This window comes from Micromonospora sp. LOL_013, from assembly GCF_048060315.1.
GTDB lineage: Bacteria > Actinomycetota > Actinomycetes > Mycobacteriales > Micromonosporaceae > Micromonospora_E.
Map to the genome: position 1 here is coordinate 38503 of NZ_JBHMIQ010000031.1, position 20818 is coordinate 59320.

At 69.9% G+C, this 20818-nt stretch carries 20 protein-coding genes, 1 tRNA gene and 1 pseudogene; 12 read left to right on the forward strand and 10 right to left on the reverse strand.

Annotation, left to right across the window (positions count from 1 at the left end; translation table 11 throughout):
- Positions 1-11 precede the first annotated feature (11 nt).
- Together ACFHWS_RS20420 and ACFHWS_RS20425 are read right to left on the reverse strand one after the other, a co-directional pair.
- Positions 12-2543 (reverse strand): tetratricopeptide repeat protein, encoded by a 2532-nt coding sequence (locus ACFHWS_RS20420; protein ID WP_416568794.1) that lies wholly within the window; start codon positions 2541-2543, stop codon positions 12-14.
- A 58-nt stretch (positions 2544-2601) separates the two neighbouring features.
- Positions 2602-2892 carry a MarR family winged helix-turn-helix transcriptional regulator gene (locus tag ACFHWS_RS20425; protein WP_416557311.1) on the reverse strand — a complete coding sequence of 97 codons (291 nt, stop codon included), beginning with the start codon at positions 2890-2892 and terminating at the stop codon, positions 2602-2604.
- A 56-nt stretch (positions 2893-2948) separates the two neighbouring features.
- Between ACFHWS_RS20425 and ACFHWS_RS20430 the strand changes: the two genes are divergently transcribed.
- Positions 2949-3887 carry a hypothetical protein gene (locus tag ACFHWS_RS20430; protein ID WP_416557312.1) on the forward strand — a complete coding sequence of 313 codons (939 nt, stop codon included), beginning with the start codon at positions 2949-2951 and terminating at the stop codon, positions 3885-3887.
- On the opposite strand, the gene ACFHWS_RS20435 is transcribed toward ACFHWS_RS20430, so the two are convergent.
- From ACFHWS_RS20435 to ACFHWS_RS20455, 5 genes are all read right to left on the reverse strand, one after another.
- Positions 3838-4389: a potassium channel family protein gene (locus ACFHWS_RS20435; protein WP_416568795.1), complete on the reverse strand. Its 552-nt coding sequence runs from the start codon at positions 4387-4389 to the stop codon at positions 3838-3840. The genes ACFHWS_RS20430 and ACFHWS_RS20435 overlap by 50 nt on opposite strands.
- Positions 4390-4473: 84 nt before the next feature.
- The gene (locus ACFHWS_RS20440) at positions 4474-4620 is read right to left on the reverse strand and encodes a DUF4236 domain-containing protein (RefSeq protein ID WP_416557314.1); all 147 of its coding nucleotides are present in this window, start codon (positions 4618-4620) and stop codon (positions 4474-4476) included.
- Positions 4621-4635: 15 nt separating this feature from the next.
- The gene (locus ACFHWS_RS20445; RefSeq protein ID WP_123600883.1) at positions 4636-5091 is read right to left on the reverse strand and encodes an RrF2 family transcriptional regulator; all 456 of its coding nucleotides are present in this window, start codon (positions 5089-5091) and stop codon (positions 4636-4638) included.
- Complete coding sequence (locus ACFHWS_RS20450) at positions 5046-6032, reverse strand: helix-turn-helix domain-containing protein (protein ID WP_416554081.1); 987 nt, start codon at positions 6030-6032, stop codon at positions 5046-5048. Before ACFHWS_RS20450 ends, ACFHWS_RS20445 begins: the two co-directional genes overlap by 46 nt.
- A 192-nt stretch (positions 6033-6224) precedes the next feature.
- On the reverse strand, positions 6225-6656 hold the full coding sequence (locus ACFHWS_RS20455; protein ID WP_282230144.1) for an SsgA family sporulation/cell division regulator: 432 nt from the start codon (positions 6654-6656) through the stop codon (positions 6225-6227).
- A 384-nt stretch (positions 6657-7040) separates the two neighbouring features.
- On the opposite strand from ACFHWS_RS20455, the gene ACFHWS_RS20460 reads away from it, so the two are divergent.
- The 3 genes from ACFHWS_RS20460 to ACFHWS_RS20470 all read left to right on the forward strand — a co-directional run bounded on the left by ACFHWS_RS20460 (position 7041) and on the right by ACFHWS_RS20470 (position 8883).
- Complete coding sequence (locus ACFHWS_RS20460; protein ID WP_416568796.1) at positions 7041-7526, forward strand: TIGR02611 family protein; 486 nt, start codon at positions 7041-7043, stop codon at positions 7524-7526.
- A gap of 60 nt (positions 7527-7586) precedes the next feature.
- Positions 7587-7661: transfer RNA gene (locus ACFHWS_RS20465), tRNA-Val, on the forward strand.
- A 367-nt stretch (positions 7662-8028) separates the two neighbouring features.
- Positions 8029-8883: a fumarylacetoacetate hydrolase family protein gene (locus ACFHWS_RS20470; protein ID WP_416568797.1), complete on the forward strand. Its 855-nt coding sequence runs from the start codon at positions 8029-8031 to the stop codon at positions 8881-8883.
- A 190-nt stretch (positions 8884-9073) separates the two neighbouring features.
- On the opposite strand, the pseudogene ACFHWS_RS20475 reads toward ACFHWS_RS20470, so the two are convergent.
- The 3 genes and pseudogenes from ACFHWS_RS20475 to ACFHWS_RS20485 all read right to left on the reverse strand — a co-directional run.
- Positions 9074-9121, reverse strand: a pseudogene (locus ACFHWS_RS20475) (hypothetical protein); the annotation flags it as partial.
- A gap of 160 nt (positions 9122-9281) precedes the next feature.
- A complete protein-coding gene (locus ACFHWS_RS20480) occupies positions 9282-10031 on the reverse strand; it encodes an IclR family transcriptional regulator (RefSeq protein WP_416554087.1) in 750 nt (249 codons plus the stop codon).
- A gap of 10 nt (positions 10032-10041) precedes the next feature.
- Entirely contained in the window at positions 10042-11103 is a 1062-nt protein-coding gene (locus tag ACFHWS_RS20485) for a LacI family DNA-binding transcriptional regulator (RefSeq protein WP_416554089.1), read from the reverse strand.
- A 254-nt stretch (positions 11104-11357) separates the two neighbouring features.
- Here ACFHWS_RS20485 and ACFHWS_RS20490 point away from each other — a divergent pair, with 254 nt between their 5' ends.
- The 8 genes from ACFHWS_RS20490 (at position 11358) to ACFHWS_RS20525 (ending at position 20727) form a co-directional block, all read left to right on the forward strand.
- Positions 11358-12644 (forward strand): ABC transporter substrate-binding protein, encoded by a 1287-nt coding sequence (locus ACFHWS_RS20490; RefSeq protein ID WP_416568798.1) that lies wholly within the window; start codon positions 11358-11360, stop codon positions 12642-12644.
- A gap of 109 nt (positions 12645-12753) precedes the next feature.
- On the forward strand, positions 12754-13596 hold the full coding sequence (locus ACFHWS_RS20495; protein ID WP_416554093.1) for a carbohydrate ABC transporter permease: 843 nt from the start codon (positions 12754-12756) through the stop codon (positions 13594-13596).
- Positions 13586-14449: a carbohydrate ABC transporter permease gene (locus tag ACFHWS_RS20500; RefSeq protein WP_416554095.1), complete on the forward strand. Its 864-nt coding sequence runs from the start codon at positions 13586-13588 to the stop codon at positions 14447-14449. The genes ACFHWS_RS20495 and ACFHWS_RS20500 overlap by 11 nt, the downstream gene beginning before the upstream one ends.
- A 12-nt stretch (positions 14450-14461) precedes the next feature.
- On the forward strand, positions 14462-15229 hold the full coding sequence (locus ACFHWS_RS20505; protein ID WP_416554097.1) for an SDR family NAD(P)-dependent oxidoreductase: 768 nt from the start codon (positions 14462-14464) through the stop codon (positions 15227-15229).
- Positions 15226-16800, forward strand: a complete 1575-nt coding sequence (locus ACFHWS_RS20510) for a heparinase II/III domain-containing protein (RefSeq protein WP_416568799.1) — start codon at positions 15226-15228, stop codon at positions 16798-16800. Before ACFHWS_RS20505 ends, ACFHWS_RS20510 begins: the two co-directional genes overlap by 4 nt.
- Positions 16800-18848 (forward strand): hypothetical protein, encoded by a 2049-nt coding sequence (locus ACFHWS_RS20515; protein WP_416568800.1) that lies wholly within the window; start codon positions 16800-16802, stop codon positions 18846-18848. Before ACFHWS_RS20510 ends, ACFHWS_RS20515 begins: the two co-directional genes overlap by 1 nt.
- Positions 18836-19597, forward strand: a complete 762-nt coding sequence (locus tag ACFHWS_RS20520) for a hypothetical protein (RefSeq protein WP_416568801.1) — start codon at positions 18836-18838, stop codon at positions 19595-19597. The genes ACFHWS_RS20515 and ACFHWS_RS20520 overlap by 13 nt, the downstream gene beginning before the upstream one ends.
- Positions 19594-20727: a sugar kinase gene (locus tag ACFHWS_RS20525; RefSeq protein ID WP_416568802.1), complete on the forward strand. Its 1134-nt coding sequence runs from the start codon at positions 19594-19596 to the stop codon at positions 20725-20727. The genes ACFHWS_RS20520 and ACFHWS_RS20525 overlap by 4 nt, the downstream gene beginning before the upstream one ends.
- The last annotated feature ends 91 nt before the right edge of the window (positions 20728-20818 follow it).

Sequence of the window (20818 nt, forward strand, 5' to 3'; positions counted from 1 at the left end):
ACCGGACAGCGTCACCGGGCGTTCGCTGACCGGTCCGTGCAGACCGGGTCGGCCTGCCCGATCACATCGGCCGAGTAGACCACGGCGACCGTGAAGCAGTAGTCGATCGACTCGTCCAGCCCGTACGCGACGAAGCTGTCCGCACCCGCTGGCAACGTCATGAAGGCCCGGGGCTGCTGATCGCTGCTGCCCCCGGAGATCAGCACCTGTCCCTCGGCACCCGCCGGATAGGTCCAGGTCAACGTCACGCTGTCCCGGTTGTCGCGCAGACCCACGCCGCCCGGCGCGGTACCCGGTGTGGCCGGCGGCGCAGCGCTGGTCGGCGTACCGGTCGGGGGGGTGGCCTCGGCTGGTGCCCCGGCCGGCTCGGAGGGCGTCTCGTCGACCAGGCTGACGCCGGCCACCACCGCCGCAGCGCCGAGCAGAACCACCACCACGCCGGTGAACACCAGCATCGGCCCGCGTGGGCGGGCGGCGGTCGCCGCCGGCTTGGGCACCGGCACCAACTCTCCTCGCTGCCGTCGGACCGGAAGACTCCTGCGGCGGTCGGGTATCCGGCTGAGTTCACGTCGTGGCAGTCGGGACAGCGTCCCGGTACTCCGGCCCGTGCCGGTGGCGCCGGTTCCGATGGTCGCGCCGACTCCACCGGCTGCGACGCTCGCGGCCGGTTCGTCCGTGGCTCCGGTGCCCGGCCCGTCCGTGACCTCGGCGTGGCGGACCGCGGAGTCGGCATCGACCGAGGCCTCCCGGCCCGCAAAATCTTCGTCGCTCACCGGTGGTGCCGGTTCCGGTCGAGCGTCTGCCCTGTCGGGCACCCGTGGGTTGGGTACGAAGGCAGGGGTCTCCGGCGGCACCGGCTCGCCGGGCACGGCCGCCGGGCCGCTGATGGAACTGTCGGCCGTGGGAGAGTCGGCCGCTGACGGGCCGGTCGCTTGCCGGAACCGGACCGGCCCGAACGGGCTGACCGGGCCGGCGGCGTCTGAGGCGTCCGGCCGCTCTGGTGCGTCCGGTTGATCTGGTCCGTCCTGGCGATCCACCGCGGCCGGATTGGAGCCGTCCCCGGCACCGGACTGCTCGGGCGGCCACCACGGTTCGTCGAAGAGCCAAATACCAGATGACCCGTCATGGTTGGCTGAGCCGGACGGCGGCAGATCGACCGGCACCCGGGGCGGTGGGATGGTCGCCGGCCGGCCGTCGGTCGGGTCGGGTTCGTCCGGTTGGTGCTGGTCGCCTCCCTGCTCCTGCCCGGTCGTGTTCCGCCGGGCAGGGGAGGGGTCGTCGGTTAGCCAACCACTGGGCGACCAGAGCGGGTCGTCGGCGTCGCTGCTCGCCGGTTCCCGTTCGATCCAGCCGTGCTGGGCCCACGGCCGGCCGCTGTCCAGCTCAGCCACCGGGTCGGGCACCGATTGGTCCACCGGCTGGTCCAGCGGGTCGAGCCAGGGCGGGTCGGCCCGGTGCCGTCCGTCCCGATGGCCGTCCGTCGCGTCGTCGCTTGACCGGCCGGTGGCCGGCGTCGCCGACGGCGCGTTCGGTTCCGTCCAGAACGCCGCCGACCAGCGGGGGTCGGCTACCTCAGCGACCGGTGGTTCCGGCTCGATCCAGCCGGGCTCGGCCCAGGCCGGACCGGTGAGCCGGTCGCGCCCGGCGGGATCGGCCGCCGGAGTCGTTGGCCCACCGGCCGGCCTGGTGCCGGGCGGCCGGCCGCCCTGGCCCAGGCCGCCGTCGTGGCCTGGGCCGCCGTTGTCGTCCGGCTGAAGATTCGGTCCTGGGCCGTCGGTGTCGTCCGGACCGCGGTCGGGATCCGGGCCGCCGGTGTCGTCCGGCCCGTCGTTGACCGGCCCCGGCCCGCCACAGCGGTGCGCCGGATCAGCGGACGCCTCGGCCAGCGCGGCGACCTGCCCGACCAGCGGATGGTCGGCCGGCAGGCGGGTGCGGCACAGGTCGATGGCGAGCGACAGGCTGACGTCGGACTCGGCGAGCCGGCCGCAGTCGCGCTGCATCGCGCCGAGCCGGGCCAGCATCTTGATCCCGGCCGGATGCCCCTCGCCGTACACCTCGCGGTGCAGTTCCCAGGCATCCTCCAGACGGTCCCGGGCGACGTCGCACTCGCCGCGGGCGAACTCGACGGTGGCGAGGTCCGCGTGGGCGGCCAGGACCCGGAGCGACTCGGGGCCGTCGATGGCGCAGAGCTCGTCGATCACCTCGCGGTACAGGTGCGCGGCGCGGGCGTCGCTGCCCACCCGGTGCAGTACGGCGGCGAGGGTGGCGGCGGCCCCGATGGTCCGTTCGTCCGCCGTTCCATGCAGCCGCTGGTTCGCCGAGTACGCGTACGCCGCCCACGCCCGAGCCGCCGGTGCGTCGCCGAGCGCGACCGTCACCCGGGCGAGTAGTCCGGCGGCCTCCGCCTGTTCGGTGCCGGCGTGTGCGGGACGCGGGTCGGTGGCGGCCAACGCCGTGGCCAGCAAGTCGCGCGCGCCCAGCAGGTCGCCGACGCTGATCAGGCCGTGCGCCTGCGTGGTGATTTCGCCCAGGCCGAGAGACACGTCCCATCGTGCGTGTCCGACGACGGTCTGTACAAGGGCCTGATGTGGGACAGTTCGCTCATGATGGCGGATTGTTACCGGCCAGATGCTTGACTAATGCTTCGCTGATGATCCGCAGTTGATCGACCTGTTCCGGGGTCAGCTGGTCGAACAGGTGTCGCCGAACCGCGTCGACGTGGCCGGGCGCGGCGGCGGTGAGGGCAGTTGAGCCGGGCTCGGTGAGCACCGCGAACTGACCGCGCCGGTCGGTCGGACACTCCTCGCGGCGGACCCAGCCGAGCTGTTCCAGCCGGGACACGGCGTGCGACAACCGACTACGGGAGGAGCCGGGTCGACGGCGGCCCGCCAACGGGTCGGTCGGCCCCGCCCGTGCGGGCCGTGACCCGGGCCGGTAGAACGGACGCCATGACAGCCGAGCCAGCGGGCCGGGTCCCGCGTGACCTGTTGCTCCGCCACCTGAGCACCTGGGTTCCCGCCGCGCTGCGCCAGGCCCGTCGCGCCACCTTCGTTCAGGCGTACCAGGGCCCGCCGGGGGCCACCGCGTACGCTGCGCTGCGCGCCGTCGCCGACCACCCGGAACTGGTCACCGGCCGGCACCTGACGGTCGTCACTGTCACGTCCTCCGGTGCCGAGGCGGACCCGACCGGGCTGCCGGCGGCGGTGACGGCCCATCTGCTGCCTGGCAGTCCGGAGCTGCTCCCGGTGGCCGTGACCGCCGCCGCAGCCGCCAACGCGCCGCTGTTGTGCCACCTTGACCTGGCCGGTGGCCCGTTGCCCGGACCCGCCGTGTGGCGTGCGTCGACGGCCGGCCGCCCGGCCGAGTTGCTGGTGGTCGGAGCGGCTTCATCAGCTGAACTGCGCCCGGTGTTGACCGCAGCCGGCTTTCCGCTGATCAGCGTCGTCGAGCTGGTGCCGGCCGGGGCGACCGGGCAGGTCGACGGCGCTACGTCGTACCCGGTCGCCTTCGCCACCGGGTCCGGCAAACGCATCGAGGCGTTCAAGGAAGCGCTCTGGGAGGTCGACCCGGCGGGGTGGGGGCTGCGTGCCGCCGACGATCCGCAGGCGACGGCCGTCGCCGGGCCGGAGCCGGACCACGGGCTCGCCGCGCTGCGCGACCGGCTGTACGCCCACCTCGTCGAGTGCGGCTCCCGGACCGTCGCCGAGCTGCGCAGCTTCACGGTGACCGGGACGGTCCACCGGGCCGTCGACGCCAACCGGGCGCTGGCCGGTCTGCTCGCCGCCGACCGGGTACGGCGCTGGCCGGCGGACGGACGGTTGGCCGGCGATGTGGAGATCACCCCGACTGCCCCGGCTGCCGGCGGGCGTACTCCGTCCACTGCCTGACCAGCAGCGACGCGCCGGTGGCGAGCACCCCGACGCTGAACACCATCTGGACGCACACCGCCGCGCGGGCGAGTTGGCCCTCGGCGTGCACGTCGCCGTACCCGACGGTGGTGAGCGTGCCGATCGCGAAGTAGAGCGCGTCGGTCTTCGTCGTCAGGTTGACGAACTGGTCCGGGTCGCTGAACGAGATGACCAGGTCGGCCAGCGCGAACACGACTACTCCGCCGACCAGCGCGATCGCCAGTCGGGTGAGGCGTACGTCGGTCGGATCGGCGGTGATCTGGTCGCGGATCTGCTGGAGCACCAGCGCAGCCGCCAGAGCCACGCCGACGACGGTGACCACGGCGCGGACCGCGAGATGCATCCCCGTCACCCCCGGCTCCACCGGGACCAGGTAGTAGAGCAGGACCATCAGCAGGCAGATGGCAGTGGTACGCCGTACCTCGGCCCGGCGGGGATTCCGAGTACGGGACAGAGCATCATCTCCAGCTATATCGGACATAAAATTATTATTCCTACAAATCAAAGGCCCGGCGGGTGATCCCGCCGAGCCTTCGATCGTTGCCCTGCGCCTGCGCTGCGCCGCTCAGCTACGCGACTTGTCCTGCTTCCACGAGAACGGGCCAGGCAGGTCGTACCGGTGCCTCCTGGCTCGCGAGTTCCACGACCATCGGCCGATCCGGATGGTCCAGGACGAGAACTCGTTTTCGGTGAAGTTCAACTGGAGCCCCACCGTCCACTTGCCTGACTAGCGGGACTCCCAGGCATCCGGCTTCAGCGTCAATTTGCGTACGTGCGCCGGCATCCGGCCGGTGAGTACCTCGGCGAGGCTGACCTCGTCGACCACCTCGCGCAACGCGGCGCGTACCGCGATCCAGAGCCGGGGCAGGTTCTCCGCGGCGCCGGCGTACCGGGTCTCCTCCGGACGCAGCCCGCGCACCCCGGCCAGCGGCCCGTCCACCGCCCGCAGGATCATGCCGATGGTGACGTCCCCAGGCGGCTGGCTCAGCGTGTAGCCACCCTCCGCGCCGCGCTGCGCCCGGACCACCCCGCCGCGGCGCAGGTCGGCCAGCACCGCCTCGAGGAATTTGCGCGGCATGTCCTGCTCGGCGGCGATCGCCTGGGTGGACATCAGCGTCGGGTACGCGGCAGCCAGGATCAGCGCTGCTCGTACCGCGTAGTCGCCGCGCGCGGAGATCTGCACGCCACCATCATGCCGGTTGCCGCGACCCGGTCGGTCACCGGTGGGCGTTCCCGCAGGTCAGCGCGGAAGCTACCCGGGCTGCACCCCACTTCGCGTTGAAAGAAACGGCCGAAGTTCGTCGGCTCGGGGAAGCCGAGCCGTGCACCGATCTGGGCCACCGGCAGGTCGGTCGCCGCGAGTAACCGCTTGGCCTGCAGGGCCACTCGGTCGTCGATCACCTGTTTGGCGGTCCGCCCGGCCACGGTCAGACTGGCCCGGGTGAGGGTCCGGACCGCGCAGGACAGCCGTTCGGCGTACTCCTCGACCCGCCGGCTACGCGCGTGGTCTCGCTCCACCTCGGCCCGGAACCGCCGGAAGGTGTCCCACCTCGACGAACCCGCCCCGGTGGCCTCGTCCGCCCATGCGGGAACGTCACCGGGACGGTCATCTGTGGTGGGGGCATCGAGCGCCGGCGGGGAGTCGGACGGCAGCAGGGCGATCCGTAGCAGCAGGACCCGCAGCTCATGGCGGAGGAGTTCGTCGACGAGCGTCGTCCGCCGGGACCGCTGGCTGTCCACGACGAGTTGGCTGACCTCGTTGATGATGGCGTCGGCGTCCTCACCGGTGAGCTGCCAGTGGGCGCGGGAGGTGGGCCGGTCCGGCATCCCTGGTGCCGCAGTCCATCGCACCAGGATCGCGTCCAGACCGTGCTGTCCGCCGGCCCGGACCACCTGCCCGGCCCGGGCCCACAGCAGAGTGCCGGGTCGGCACGGGTACGCGACAAAGTCGATCTCGTGGCTGCCGTGACCGGCGGTGACCAGTAGCAGTTCGTCGTGGGGGAGTAGTCGTGGTCGAGGTGGTGCGTCAGCAGTCAGGCTGTCACTGAGAGTAGTTGCGCTGATCGCTGGCCCGAGGGAATCCGGGTCGGACATCCGGCGGGCGAGCTGATCGGGCTGAACCATCGTTCTCGACGGTAACCGCAGTGCGCCGCAACCGCATCCCGGCCACCCGGCGGGATCGTCGCATCGTGCCAGCGGAGGTGCCGGGGCGCACCGGCGGCGGCACCAGCGGCGGGAGTACGGCGCATCGCCGTACTCCCGTCACGCGAAACAGCCGTAGTCCCCGCCGGGTCGGGCGGAGTCGGGCCGTTCCGATCAGCGTCCGGCCAGCAGCCGGTTTACCGCAGTGTCCACGTCCAGGTGGTCGGACTCGCGGCCGCGGGGCACCACCACGTAGGTGCGGCGCAGAAAGCGGACCAGCACGCTGCGCGGTACCTCGAACAGCGCGTTGCCGTCCGGGGAGCTCAGCGCGAGCGCCACGAAATCGCCCCGGGGAGTTGCCCAGGGCCAGACCCGGACGTCACCGATCCCGGCCGGTTCGTCGAGCCCGGTCACCAGAAGCTCTCGGGCGAACGACCAGCTGACCGCTTCACCGCCGGCCGACTCCGCGTGGAAGAGCACGTGGACCGCGTACGGATCAGTTGGTTCGTAACGCAGGCTGGCTCGTACCGGCAGCGCGGTAGCGTCAGGCGCGATGAGCCGTAGTGACGTCTCGACCTCGACGGTCGTTGGTCGGATGACACTCATGGACGTTCTCCCCCCGGCGCCGCTGCGGGACGCCCGCCCCGCTTTCCCCATACTCCGGCCTTGCATTTGACTACGCTCCGTCTATCACTGATCTCACCCAGTAGAGGGAAGCGGTTCCGGCATGCACTGAAAAAGTCCGTTTTAGGTGGCTTGTCCGGATCTGCCTGGGTACTGGGACGTGCCCGGCGTCGGGTGGTTCAGACGTCGACTCACTCCGGTAACGTCCAGTGGTGCCCTGGGGTGACGGGGCAGGCGACAATGAGGGGCAAAATGGCCATAAAACCCTCCTCCGCCAAGCGGATGGCCGAGAATTCAACACCGGGTCATGCGCCGTACGACCCGGCGGATGAGGCTGTCGGACACGCCGAGTCGGGGGGAGACCAGGTGGGCAGCGACCCGATCGGGCGTCAGGGTGGGCGCGGCGCTCCGGTTGCCGTCACCGATCGTCCCGAACCGGAGGCACCGCGAACGTTGTCCGGGCTGCGCCAACGGATTCGGGTGACCCTCGCCCTGATCCGCTCCAATCCCACTGGCCGGATCGCCTTGAAAGTCGGCGTCGGCCTGCTCGGTGCCCTGATCGTGGTCCTCGGCCTGGTGCTGATCCCGCTACCCGGGCCAGGCTGGCTGATCGTCTTCGGCGGACTCGCGGTCTGGGGCGTGGAGTTCCATTGGGCCAAGCGGCTGCTCGCCTTCGCCCGACGGCACGTTCAGGGATGGACCCGGTGGGTGACCCGGCAGAGCTGGCCGGTGCGGCTCGGCATAGCCGGGGTGGGCCTCGCCTTCGTCGCGGCCGTGGTGATCGTCTCGCTGAAGGTCGGCCTCGGCATCGACGTGATCGCCAGCTTCCTGCGCTACCTCGCCACCACCTGAGCCGACCGCCACCCGGATGTGCGCCCAGGTGGGATGATCGGGTACAGTCATCCGCGCTGAGGGCGATTAGCTCAGCGGGAGAGCGCTTCGTTCACACCGAAGAGGTCACTGGTTCGATCCCAGTATCGCCCACCACTTTCATGCGAGCGGGGCCCGCAGTGGCGGCCTTGTCGCGAGGAATCCACGTACGGGCGGTCCGCTCGGTTCGGCGTATCGCGTGCCGGTCACCGGTCCGGCGGTGATCCGTCGCCGGACCGGTGACCGTGTCCCGGTCCATCCGCGCTGATTAACGGGCCAGCTGCACGGTGTCGTACGGGTGGCGACCACCCTGCCCGCCCGGCTGATCAGTCCACAGGCTGCTTCGAGGGTGTGCGTCGTCGATTGACAGACCTCGCGGAGGTTGACGAGACTGGCGAGTGTATCGATTTACTGCGCACGGCCTGGCTGATGCCGATGGTGCCGTCCCGGTCTGCGGAGACTTGTCCTGCTTCGAAGGGAATTGATGATGAAGCTCATGCGGGTCGGCCCAAAGGGCAGCGAGCGACCGGTCCTCCTCGTCGGGGGCCGTCACTTCGATCTGACCAGCGTCACCGCTGACATCGACCCGGCCTTTTTCGGCGGTGACGGCATCAACCGGGTACGCGCTGCCATGGCCGCCGGGGATCTCCCAGAGGTCGATGTCCGGGGTGCCCGCGTCGGTGCGCCGATCGCCAGGCCAGGCACGGTGGCCTGCATCGGGCTGAACTACTCCCGACATGCTGCGGAGTCCGGCACCGTTCCGCCGGCCGAGCCGGTCGTTTTCCTCAAGGCTTCGAACACCGTGGTCGGGCCCTACGATGACATTGTGATCCCGAGGGGTGCGGTGAAGACCGACTGGGAGGTGGAGTTGGCGGTCGTCATCGGCCGGCGGGCACGTTACCTCGCGTCACCCAACGAGGCGGGCGACGTCATAGCGGGGTACGCCGTGTCCAACGATCTGTCCGAGCGGGACTACCAGATGGGTGATGCCGGCGGCCAGTGGGCCAGGGGCAAGAGTTGCGAGTCGTTCAACCCGATGGGACCATGGCTGGTCACTGCCGATGAATTAGATGATCCGCAACGCCTCACCCTGCGCAGCTTTGTGAACGACCAGCCTCGTCAGCATTCCACCACACAGGACATGATTTTTGATGTGCGCCACCTGATCTGGTATCTGAGCCAGTATCTGGTGCTTGAGCCAGGTGACGTCGTCAACACCGGTACGCCGGAGGGGGTCGCGTTGTCTGGCCAGTTTCCCTATCTGCGCGTGGGGGATGTGGTGCGGGTCGACATCGAAGGGCTGGGCGAGCATCGCCAAGTCTGCCGCGCCGCCGATTGACTCTGCCGTCGGTGCCGGTTATCGGAGCCGATGTCGGGCGCTTTTGTAGAATCCGCCCGCTCTGACCTCGGCGCCAGGGGCGGAAGCGACGCGAGGACGCCGCGCCGCCCGGGGGTGTGAGCCCCCGGGTGTGTGTGCCGGAGGTCGACGACCAGCTCGCGTGGGCGGCACCGTTGTTCGCCATCTCACGCAGCTCCGACCGGGCGTAGCTGGAGCCGCCTGTGGTCACCCCGTTGACGGGGGAGCGGAGCTGGACCGACCGGCACGAGTCCGTAGTGACGAAATAGGGGAGATTTGGAAGCCGTTCAGGGCGGGTTGCTTGATTTCGGTCGGGCTGCCGGAGGAGCCGGTCGGCAGCGCGATGATGACTGGATGGTCAACGGAGTATTGCGAAGTTGTTAGATCCGACCCGTCAGGCCGGCGATGGTCGCTGCCCGGATTGCGTCCGCGAGTTCACTGGCATGCGCCTCGGTCAGCTCGCCGTCGGTGACGCAGACGCCGATCGCGTCGTGCGGGCCGAGCTTGGCCGGAGCGGCGACCGCCACGCCGCGGCCGCCGTTCGGGTCGGCCGGCACCTGGTCGACAGCATGTCCACGCTCGACCACCCGCCGGAGCTCTTCGCGGAGCGCTGCGAAAGCGTCGGGAGGCAGGGGCGGTGCGGCGGACAGCATCCGTGCCAGTGACTCGTCGTCGGCCACTCGGGCCAGTACGACGCGGCCGATCGCCGTGGTGTATGCCGGGGCCGGCCAGCCCGTCCGAAGCATCGGTGCCACGTCGACCTCTTCCCGCGTCAGCAGGGCGACCATGTGGCCACCTACCAGCCGGCCCAGTTGCACGGTGGTCTTGAGCCGGCGGTGCAACAGGTCCACGACCGGGGTGAGCCTGCGGACCGCGCGGTCGGTACGCAGGTAAGCTGCGCCGGTCCGCAGTGCTTGGACACCCAGCCCGTAACGGGACCCTGCGGTGTCAGTCTCAACCCAGCCGCGCTGCACGAGGGTGTGGAGCAGTCCGTGCATGCTGCTCTTGGGGATACCCAGGGCGCGGGCGAGTTCCACGAGGGTGCGCCGGTCCGCGGTGGCGGCGAGTAGCTCCAGCAGCTCGACGGTGCGGTCTGCCGATTTGACCCGGGGGACGCCGCCTGTCGTCATCGTGGTACCCCTACTTCCTCACTTCCGGTACCGGGCCCGTCGAGGTGCGGACCACCAGCTCTGGGCGGAGCAGCAGCGACTGGCTCGGGCCGGGTTCGGTGTTGTCGATCCGGTCCCGCAGGTGCCGGAACGCGGCTGCCGCCATCTCCGCGACCGGCTGGCGTACGGTCGTCAGTGGTGGTGCGGCGAGGTCGGCGAGCACGATGTCATCGAAGCCGACGACCGAGATGTCCTGGCCTACCCGGAGCCCGGCGTCCCGGATGCCGGCGCTGATTCCGAGGGCGCACATGTCGTTGATGGCGACGATGGCGGTGGGGCGGTCCGAAGTCCGCAGCAGCGCGTTCGCGGCGGTGCGACCGAGACCGGCGGCGTCGAGATCTCCGTAGGGCTCCTGCTCTGCGCCACCGGACCAGACGAATGTTTCGACCGGGTCCAGGCCGGCCTGCTCGAGTGCGTCGGTGAAACCCCGGAACCGTTCCCGGCGGTTCACGCTGCGCAGCGACCCCGAGACGAAGGCGATGCGTCGGTGGCCGAGCTGTAGCAGGTGGGCGGTGGCCAGGTGGGCGCCCACCACGTTGTCGACGCTGATGTTGACCAGAGTCCCCGGGTCACCGGCCTGAGCGGTGCGGTCGAACGCGACCAGACTGAGCCCGGTCTCGACCAGTGGCAGTACGTGATCCAGCGAGGGCAGCGAGGAGCAGAGGACGACGCCCCGGATGCCGTCGGCCCAGAGCTCCTCGAGGTAGCGCCGTTCCCGGTCGGGTTCCCGTTCGCTGTTGCAGAGCAGGACGTGGTAGCCGTCGCTCAACGCGGCCCGTTCGAGGTAGCGGGCGAAGCTGCCCCAGAACGGATTGGCGACCGACGGCACAACGAGCCCGATCACCTGGATCCGGCCGGTGCGCAGTTGCCGGGCCGCCCGGTTCGGCCGGTAGCCGAGCCGGTCGATTGCGGCGGCCACCCGGATGCGGGTCTGGGGGAGCATGCGGCCGGGACGTCCGTTGAGGAAGTTCGACACGGTGCTGGGCGAGACGCCCGCCTCGCGGGCCACCTGGTAGATCGTCACACCGCTCACGTCGCGTGCTCCCCCTTGTTGGCGATCTGAACCAGCTGAGTGTAGAGGTTTACCAGCTCGTGACCGCCCGTGGGCCTACCAGTAAAGCCGGTGTTTCGGCGCCGTGTCTAGCCATTGACATGTCTGCACCTCGCTCCTTGCCTTGCTGCAACGATCTACCAGTAAATCGATGCAAAGATCTTCCTGCCACGAGCTAGATCGTGGTGTCGCAGCTAACCAGAGCGGCGGAGCGCGCCGCGGGAGAGAAGGCCAGGATGACCAGAACCCGGGGGAGTCGGACCCGTGCGGTGACGATGGTGCTCGTCGCCGCGCTGCTCGCCACCGCGTGCGGCGGACCGGCGGGCACAACGGAGGGCGACGACCAGACCAGCGGCACGATCCGGCTGTTGACGCCGATCTTTGAGGGCGCCGACGGCAAGACCGTGTTGGAGGAGCAGCTCGACGCGTTCAAGGAGGAGTACCCGGACATCACCGTCGAGGTCGACTACACCTCGTACGGCAAGCTGAACGAGAAGCTCACCACGTCGATCGCAGGTGGTCGGCCGTACGACGTGATGCTCATGGGCGTCGGTTGGATCCCGCCGTTCGCAGCCAAGGGTGCCTTGGCCGAGCTGGACGAGAACCAGCAGGAGCTTGCCGAGCGGTACAACGAGCGGGTCGTCGAGCCCGGCATCTACCAGGGCAAGGTGTACGGCCTGCCGATCATGTTGGACACCCGGTTCGGTCTGTACCGCAAGGACATCTTCGCCGAGGCGGGCATCGCCGCCCCGCCGAGCAACTTCGCCGAGCTGCGGGAGATCGGGCGCCAGCTGACCGTGCGAGACGCAAGCGGCAAGCTCACCCGCGCTGGCGTGGACATCCTCTCCAACGATCTGCGCCAGACCTTCCTCCCGCTGATGTGGGCCAACGGTGGCGAGCTGTGGACCTCCGACGGGCAGCCGGCCTTCAACAGCCCGGAGGCGGTCGGGGCGTTGCAACTGATGACCGACATCATCCTCACCGACAAGAGCGAGGACTTCGGCTTCACTCAGCCCGGTGCCACCGGCCTGCCGTTGGCCCAGGGACGGGCGGCGATGATGGTGGGGCACAACAACCACCTACTGGCGATCGAGGAGCAGGCACCGGAGCTGATCGAGGAAGACAAAATCGGCTTCTTCATGATCAGTAACGAGCGTCCCGCGATGTTCCAGGGCGGGACCCTGGCAACGGTCTCGGCCAAGTCGCAGCGTCCGGCGGCAGCCAAGGCGCTGGTCAGCTTCCTCACCGACGAACAGGCGTCGCTCGCCGCGAACGAGCAGCGGGGTAACGTGCCGGCCCTCAACAGCCTGGCCGACTCCGATTACGTGCAGAGCAACCCGGCCGCGCAGTTCGCCATGGCGAACCTCGACGCCGCCTACTCCGAAGGGGGTGTGCCGGCCTGGTTGGAGATCCGGGGCGACTTCAAGGCGGCCATCGAGTCCGCCCTGCTGGGCCAGAAGGACCCGCAGCAGGTACTCGACGAGCTGGTGGCCAAGGCCCAGGCAGCGATCGCCAAGGGCTGACATGACCAGCACCCTCGAGACCGTGAGCGTGGCGTCCGCGAGTCGGGCGCCACGCCCGCCCCGCCGTCGCCGAAGGCTGGGTGCCGAACGTCGTCGCGCGGCGTACCTGATGCTGGCCCCGTCGGTCATCCACCTGGTCTGGTGGATCGGCCTACCCGTGGTGGCCACGTTCGGCCTGGCCTTCACCGACTACGACATCATCGCCGGCACCGTCGAGTGGGCCGGTCTGGAGAACTTCCGCGAGATCTTCGCCGACGACATCTGGAACCTGTCGATCTGGCATACCGTCGTCTTCACCTTCTTCACCGTTCCGGTGGCGATGGCGATCGCGGTGGTCATCGCGGTGCTGCTCAACCAGCGGATCAAGGCGCTGGCCTGGTACCGCGCGGCGTTTTTCATGCCGCACATCACCGCCACCGTCGCGATCGCACTGGTCTGGATGTGGATGTTCGAGCCCAACCTGGGGTTGTTCAATCTGCTGCTGGGCTGGATCGGGGTGAACGGGCCGGCTTGGCTATCGGACCCCGACTGGGCGATGCCGGCGGTCATCCTCGTCAGCATCTGGAAGGGCATCGGCCTGAAGATGCTCATCTACCTGGCGGCGCTGCAGAACATTCCGCACGATCTGTACGAGGCGGCGGATATCGACGGCGCCTCCGGCCCCCGCAAGTTCTTCGCGATCACCCTGCCGTTGCTGAAACCCGCCACGTTCTTCGTCTTCATCGTCTCCATGATCGACGCGTTTCAGGTATTCGATCAGGTGTACGTCCTGACTCCCGATGGCGGCCCGGCGAACTCGACAACCGTCATGACATACGAGATTTACCGGACGGCGTTCGGCGAGTTCGACATCTCGGCGGCCTGTGCGCAAAGCGTGGTGCTGTTTGCCTTCCTGCTCGTCCTGACGGTGATCGGGCGCCGACTGACCGGGAAGGACGGCGATGAAGCGTAAGTTCGACGCCCGCTGGGTGCTGCACCTGCTGCTTGGTCTCGGCGGACTCATCATGGTCGTTCCGTTCGTCTGGATGATCCTGACGTCACTCAAGAGCCGCGCCGACATCGCCGCCTACCCGCCACAACTGCTGCCGACCGAATGGGTGTGGAGCAATTACCAGGCAGCACTGGACTACGCCCCGTTCGGGACGTACTTCCGCAACAGCCTGCTGATCGCCATCGGGCACACGGTGATCAACCTGATGCTGGCTACGATGGCCGGTTACGCGCTGGCCCGGGTTTCGTTCCGGGGCCGGACCGTACTGTTCATGGCCATCCTCGCGATGATGATGATCCCGACCTACACGAAGATCGTCCCGCAGTACCTGATCGCCAAGGGGATGCCGTTCTTCGGCGGCAACGACTACCTCGGTCGGGGCGGCTACGGCTGGCTCGACTCGTGGTGGGTCCTGATCGTTCCGGGCGCGCTCACCCCGTTCGCGATCTTCCTGTTCCGGCAGTTCTACCTCTCGCTGCCCCGCGAGCTGGAGGAGGCCGCCCGCATTGATGGTATGGGGGAGTTCGGGATCTTCGCCCGGGTGATGACCCCCTTGGTGAAACCAGCCGTCGCGACGGTCGCCCTGGTCACCTTCGAGAGCAGTTGGAACAATTTTCTCTGGCCGTTGCTGGTCACCACCCGCGACGACCTGCGGGTGATCCAGGTCGGTCTGGCAGCCTTCCAACAGGCCGAGCGGACCGAATGGTCCTACCTGATGGCCGGATCGACGCTGGCCACCGTACCGATGATCGTGCTGTTCCTGTTCGCCCAGCGGTACTTCGTGCAGGGCTTCGCCACCGCCGGAATCAAGTAAAGGGGTATCTCAATGAGTATCGATCTGTCTGGGCGTCGAGCCCTGGTCACGGGTGCCGGCCACGGTATCGGGGCCGCCATCGCCGTGGCGCTCGCCCAGGCCGGGGCGGACGTGGCCGTCCACCACGGACACTCCGCCGGCCCGGCCGCCGAAGTGGCCTCGGCGATCGAGGCGCTGGGTCGCAAGACCGTCGTCCGGCAGGCCGACCTCACCCGGACGAGCGAGGTGGCCGCACTCGTCGAGGAGGCTACGGGGTTCCTCGGCGGCCTGGAGATCCTGGTCTGCAACGCGGGCGGAATGGTCGGCCGGAGCCCGGTGGCGGAGATGACCGACGAGCACTACGCCCAGGTCGTTGACCTCAACCTGGGCGTCACCTTCCGAACGGTGCGGGCCGCGATTCCGCACCTGCGGGCCGCCGGTACGGCGGGGCGGGTGATCACCATGTCGTCGTTGGCTGCACACAACGGTGGCGGTGCCGGATCAGCGGTCTACGCTGCGGCAAAGGCGGGGGTGCGGGGCCTGACCAAGGGGCTCGCCAAGGAGCTGGCGGCGACCGGGACCACGGTGAACGCGGTCGCCCCGGGATTCATCGGCGGCACTGCCTTCCACGAGACGTTCACCCCGGCACAGACTCAGGAAGCGATCATCGCCGGGGTACCGCTCGGCCGTGGCGGCCGGTCCGAGGACGTCGCCGGCGCAGCCGTGTGGCTCGCCTCCGAGGCGGCCTCCTACGTCACCGGGTCGACGATCGACATCGACGGTGGAGCCTGGTTCCGGTGACCGTGCCGACGCCGACCCTGCGTGCGCCGGTACTCCCGTCCGAGCGGGGCGGTTGGTGGCATGCATACGTCTGCCCCGCGCACGGCGTGGAACTCGATCACGACCGGCTGCTCGACGGTGCGTTCCCGGACGCCGGCGCGCGGTGCCGCCACGGCTGCCGGGTCGACAATCCGTCGGTCCGGGGCGGTTGGACCGTCCTGGCGCATCAGGCGAGTGCCCGACGTATCCGGTTGCTCGCCCGGTCGCCCCGGGGTGACGACCGCCGGGCAGCTGTCGACCTGCTGACCGCGTACGCCCGCCAGTACGCGGCACTCGGCGCGGCACCGCACGACGGAGCCGCCGACTGGATGCTGCGTGGCCGGCTGTTCCATCAGGCGCTGACCGAGGCGATCTGGGCGGTGACCATCGGCCAGGCCGCTGCAGCGCTGCGGGCGGGCGGTGAACCACTGCCCACGGAGGTGAACCAGTTGCTCCAAGCCCTTGTCGAGGCAGCCGGGCAGGCCCGCCAGGCGCTGGTCGACGCCGGCAAGTTCGAGTCCAACTACACCGCGTGGCTGATTGCCGCTGGCGCGGTCTGCTCGGGCCGCCCCGACTGGCTGACCGGTCGGCACGGACTGTGTGACCACGTCTCGACGGCGATTCGCCCGGACGGGTGGGAGTGGGAGGCAGCCACCTACTACCACGGCTTCGTCCTGCGGGCGTACCTGTTGACCCTCCAGTCACTGCCGCAAACTCTGGTGCCACCGCAGACGCACGCCCGACTCGCCGGGATGGCCACGGTGCTCGAGACCCTGGCCACCGACGGAGGTCTGCTACCAGCCCTGCACGACGGCCCGTACGACCGGCCAGCGGCCCGGTACGAGCTGGACGAACTCCGGGAACTGCTGCCCCTGCTGGGCCGTGGGCCGACGGAGCCGCAGCCGGTGACGATCTTTCCCGACGGGGGCTATGTGGTGCTGCGTGGATCGGGGCTGCACGCTGTCGCCGACTTCGGCCCGCACGGTGGCCCGCACGGGCACCGCGACAAGCTGGCCCTGTACCTGTACGGTGCCGACACTCCCTGGCAGCCCGACCCGGGTCAGGTGCCGTACGGCCACCACGGCTGGCGGCACCACTACGCCTCGACCGCCGCCCATCCCACCTTCGCAGTCGACGGGCTCGAGCAGGCGGAGTGCACCGGGCATCTGATCGGGTACGACAGCAGCTCGGTCGCCATCGGTTGTGACACCGCGTATCCCGGGGTGACCGCCCGGCGCCACCTGACCCTGCGCGGCGGTGTGCTGGTCGACGAGTTGCGGGTGGAGACCGACCGACCCCGCCGAATCAGCGCGCAGCTCAGACCGGATGTCGACCTGGCGGTTCGGGCTGTCGCCGACCGAACCCTGGAAACGGTCTGGCCCGGCCGGCAAACCCTGCACGGCCGGCACACCGTATCGGTCGACGCCGACGTCGTCTGCCGTCCCGGACCCGGACCGGCGGACGACCCGCAGCGCGTACGCCGCTGGGTCGACTGGACCGCGACCGACGCGACCACAGTGACGTTCCGATCGATCTACCGGATGGAGAGCTGATGCAACCCCTGCTCATCGGTGACCGCCTCGGGCAACTGCGCGCGGCGCTCACCACCACTCACGCCGCCCAGTGGCGGCGGCTGTACGAGCAATGCGCCTGGTACCGCGGACAGAGCCCGCCCGCCGAGCATCCGACCGCGAGCATCACCTACCTCGGCCCGGCCGCGATGAACCTGGCCCTCGCCTACCGCCTCACCGGCCAGCCCGGCTACCTGCTCGAAGCCCGCCGCTGGATTGGTACCGCCGTGTCCTACCCGCACTGGGGCAAGGCGAAGATGCCCGACCACGACCTCGACGCGGGTTGGCTGCTGCACGGGCTGTCCCTGGCGTACTCCTGGCTGCGCGACGACCTGCCCGACGACGAGGCGGCGGCGCTGCGGGCAAAGCTCACCCTGCAGGGTGAGCGCCTGTACGCCTTCGCCGTCGAGACCGAAGGCTCCTGGTGGTCGTCGAGCTACTGGCAGAACCACAACTGGATCTGCTACGCCGGCCTGGCCGCCGCCGGATACGTCCTCGACGAACCACGGTGGAGCGACCGGGCACGGGAGAATCTCGCGACGGTGCTGGACCTGATGCCGGGCGACGGATCGGACTCCGAGGGTGTCGTCTACTGGCGGTACGGCGTACCATGGCTGGCCATCCACCTCGACCTGCTGCAACACGCTGAAGGCATCGACTGGTGGCGGCGCGGCGACTTTCTGAGTCGCACCTTCGAATGGCGGCTGCACCAGTGCGCCCCCGGCTTCGAGGAGAACATCGACCACGGGGACTGCCACGACCGCCGGTCCGGGCACAGCGTCGCGCTCTACTACAAGCTCGCCGCCGCGTACCGCGACGGCCGCGCCCGCTGGCTTGCCGACCGCGTCGCCGATCGACACTTCTGGCGGGAGGCGTACGCCTCCGGCGTCAGACCGGGCGTGATGCCGGAGGCCGGCTACGAACTGCTCTGGTACGACCCGCAGGTGCCGGCCGTGGATCCCGCCGACACGGTGCCGACCTCCGCTCATTTTCCCGACCTCGGACAGGTGACCGCCCGTACCAGCTGGCAGTCGGGCGCGGCCTTCGTCAGCTTCAAGGCGGCCCCCGGCGGGGGACACACCGCCTGGGACACCGCTGAGCAGTTGCGCCGGGACAAGGGCTGGCAGACTCTCAACGCCGGTCACCACCACCCCGACGCCGGGGCGTTCGTGTTCGGCGCGTACGGCGAGTTCCTCGCCGTCGACGACGGGTACTGCAACCGTAAGCGGGCCGCCCACCACAACCTCGTCCTGGTCGACGGGCAGGGTTGGGCCGGCGAGGACCGCTACCAGGTCTACCAGGGGCTGCCCCACGAGCGCCAGGCCCGCCTGCGGGACGTGCTCACCGAGGACGGGCTGGTGCACGCGACAGCCGAATCTGCCGCGATGTTCGATCCGGCGCTCGGCGTCCGGCGCGTCGACCGGACACTTGTCTTCACCCCGGCCGGCCGGCTGGTCGTGCTCGACCTCCTCGCCGCCGACCAGCCACGCGAGTGGACCTTTCTGCTGCATTCGGACTGGCCGGCCGAGCTCGTCGGCGGCGACATCGTGCTCCGGTCCGGACCGGCGCAGGCGTACGTCCGCCAGGTCGTCCCGGACGCCGCCACCGTCAGTCAGACGACGACGGAGATCGAGGCCAACCCCACCGGCAGTACGCCGAGTCTGCGGATCGTCCGCACGCTGCACACCGTTCGGGTCCAGGTGGCGCCGGTCGTCCGTACCCGGATCCTCACCAGCGTCGAACCGACCTCCGCGCTGGCCCCGAGCGCGGCCGTCGCCGAGCCGGTGGACTGTGCCGAAGGAGCCGGGGTGCGGTTCGGGACCGACGGCGAGACGGTGCTGCTGGCGCCGGCCGACCGTCGGATCGACGGCGCGGACGTGCGGGCCGCCGCCGCCGTGATCCTGCTGCCTGGCTCCGCCGACCGCCCGGCACAGGTGGGGGTGGTCGCGGCGACCCACGTGGATGTCGCTGGTCGCGACCTGGTGCGCAGCGACGAACCGGTGACCGGGGTGCTGCCGTGGCCGGCCTGAGCGCCGCGCCGTCCGCCACCGGACGGGGGGCGGCCCGGCGTCGAAGCGAGGTGGTGGCCGCCCAAGGTGGCTGGGCGGCCACCACGTTGCGGGTGCTGGAGTTCGTCGCCTACCCGGCGCTGGCGGGCTGCGCCCTGCTCCTGTTGAGTCTGGGCATCGTCACCTGGCTTGCGGCGCTGGCCGCCACGGCACACGCGCTGCAGCAGTGGCGTACGGATGGACGGGCCCGGCCGTTCGTCGGTGCGCTGACCATGTTCGGGCACTACTGGCGGCGGTTGTGGCGGCACTCGATCCTGTCCACGGTCGCCGCTGCACTGTTGGCGGCCAACATCGTCTTCCTGGCCACCCGTCCAGGTGCCCACGCCGCAGCCCTGCTGGCCCTGCAGATCGGGCTGATCCTGGCACTGGTGCCGTACCACCTGGCACTGGCCGTCACCGCCGCCGGTGACCCCGGCGGGGAAGCCGGACGCTGGGGACGTGCCGCGCTGCTGTTCGCCTTCGCCGCTCCCCGACGTGGGTTGGCCCTGCTCGCGGCTGCTGTCGCGGCGCCGCTCGTCACCGCGCCGCTCGCCTTCGGGCCGTTGCTGTTCGGTGCCACTCTGCCGCTGCTACTCGGCCTGCGGCTCGCGGACAGCACACGACGACGAGGCACCGTCACGGCGTGGGTCGGTGCGACCGGCGACCGGTCCGATGTGGCTGCCGCGAGGGCGGCGGAGCGTAGCGGCAGATCCAGGGAGCGGGTCCGATGACCCTGACGATCCGTCCCGCTGCCGAGTGTCACTTCGATCTGCTCTCCCTCGGTGAGGTGATGCTTCGTCTCGATCCCGGTGCGGGGCGGGTACGGACCGCACGCACCTTCGCCGTCTCGGAGGGCGGTGGCGAGTACAACGTCGCACGTGGGCTACGCCGGGCCTTCGGCCTGCGGACCGCCGTGGTCACTGCTCTGGCCGACAACGAGATCGGCCGGCTCATCGAGGACCTGGTACGTCAAGGGGGAGTGGACACCTCGTTGATCCGGTGGGTGCCCTACGACGGAGTCGGCCGTACCGTCCGTAACGGGCTCAACTTCACCGAACGTGGCGAGGGCGTGCGTGCTGCGGTTGGCACCTCGGACCGCGGCCATACTGCGGTCAGTCAACTCGGCTCCGACCAGATCGACTGGGACCACCTGTTCGGCACCCTCGGGGTCCGCTGGCTGCACACCGGTGGCGTATACGCGGGCCTGTCCGATGCCGCCGCTGAGACCGCATCCACCGCCGCCGCAGCCGCCCGTCGGCACGGCACAGTCGTCTCGTACGACCTGAACTACCGGTCGAGTCTGTGGCGCGACATCGGCGGCCCGGACCGGGCCCGACTCGTCAACCAGCGCATTGCCCGGACGGTCGACGTGCTGATCGGCAACGATGAACACTTCCGTACCGTTCTCGGTGCCGGCCGATCGGACTCCGGCGTGGACCATTGCGAGGGCCGGTGGGAGGCTCCCGGCGAACGGGTCCGTCCGGACCTGGGCGATGCCCAGACTTCGCTGGAGCAGGTAGCCCGGAGCTACCCCAATCTGTCGATCGTGGCGGCGACGTTGCGCACCGTTCGGTCCGCCTCGGTCAACGACTGGGGGGCCGTCGCCTGGTCCGCCGACCTCGGCCCCGTCGCAGCCCGGTACCGACCGGGTCTGGAGCTTCTGGACCGGGTCGGCGGCGGCGACGGCTTCGCCGCTGGCCTCATCTACGGCCTGCTGCGGCTCGGCGACCTGCGGATCGGTGTCGAGTTCGGTGCGGCGTACGGCGCGTTGGCGATGACCACGCCGGGGGACGCATCGATGGCCGCTCTGGCGGAGGTTGAGGCGTTGGCCGCCGAATTCAACGCCCGGGCACTCCGCTGAGTACCACCCGTCGTACGAGTGTCGTCCAAGGGCGAGGGCAGCCGGCGTCCTGCTCGGGGGACGCGCCGGCCGGCCGCCGACGCATGCGGTG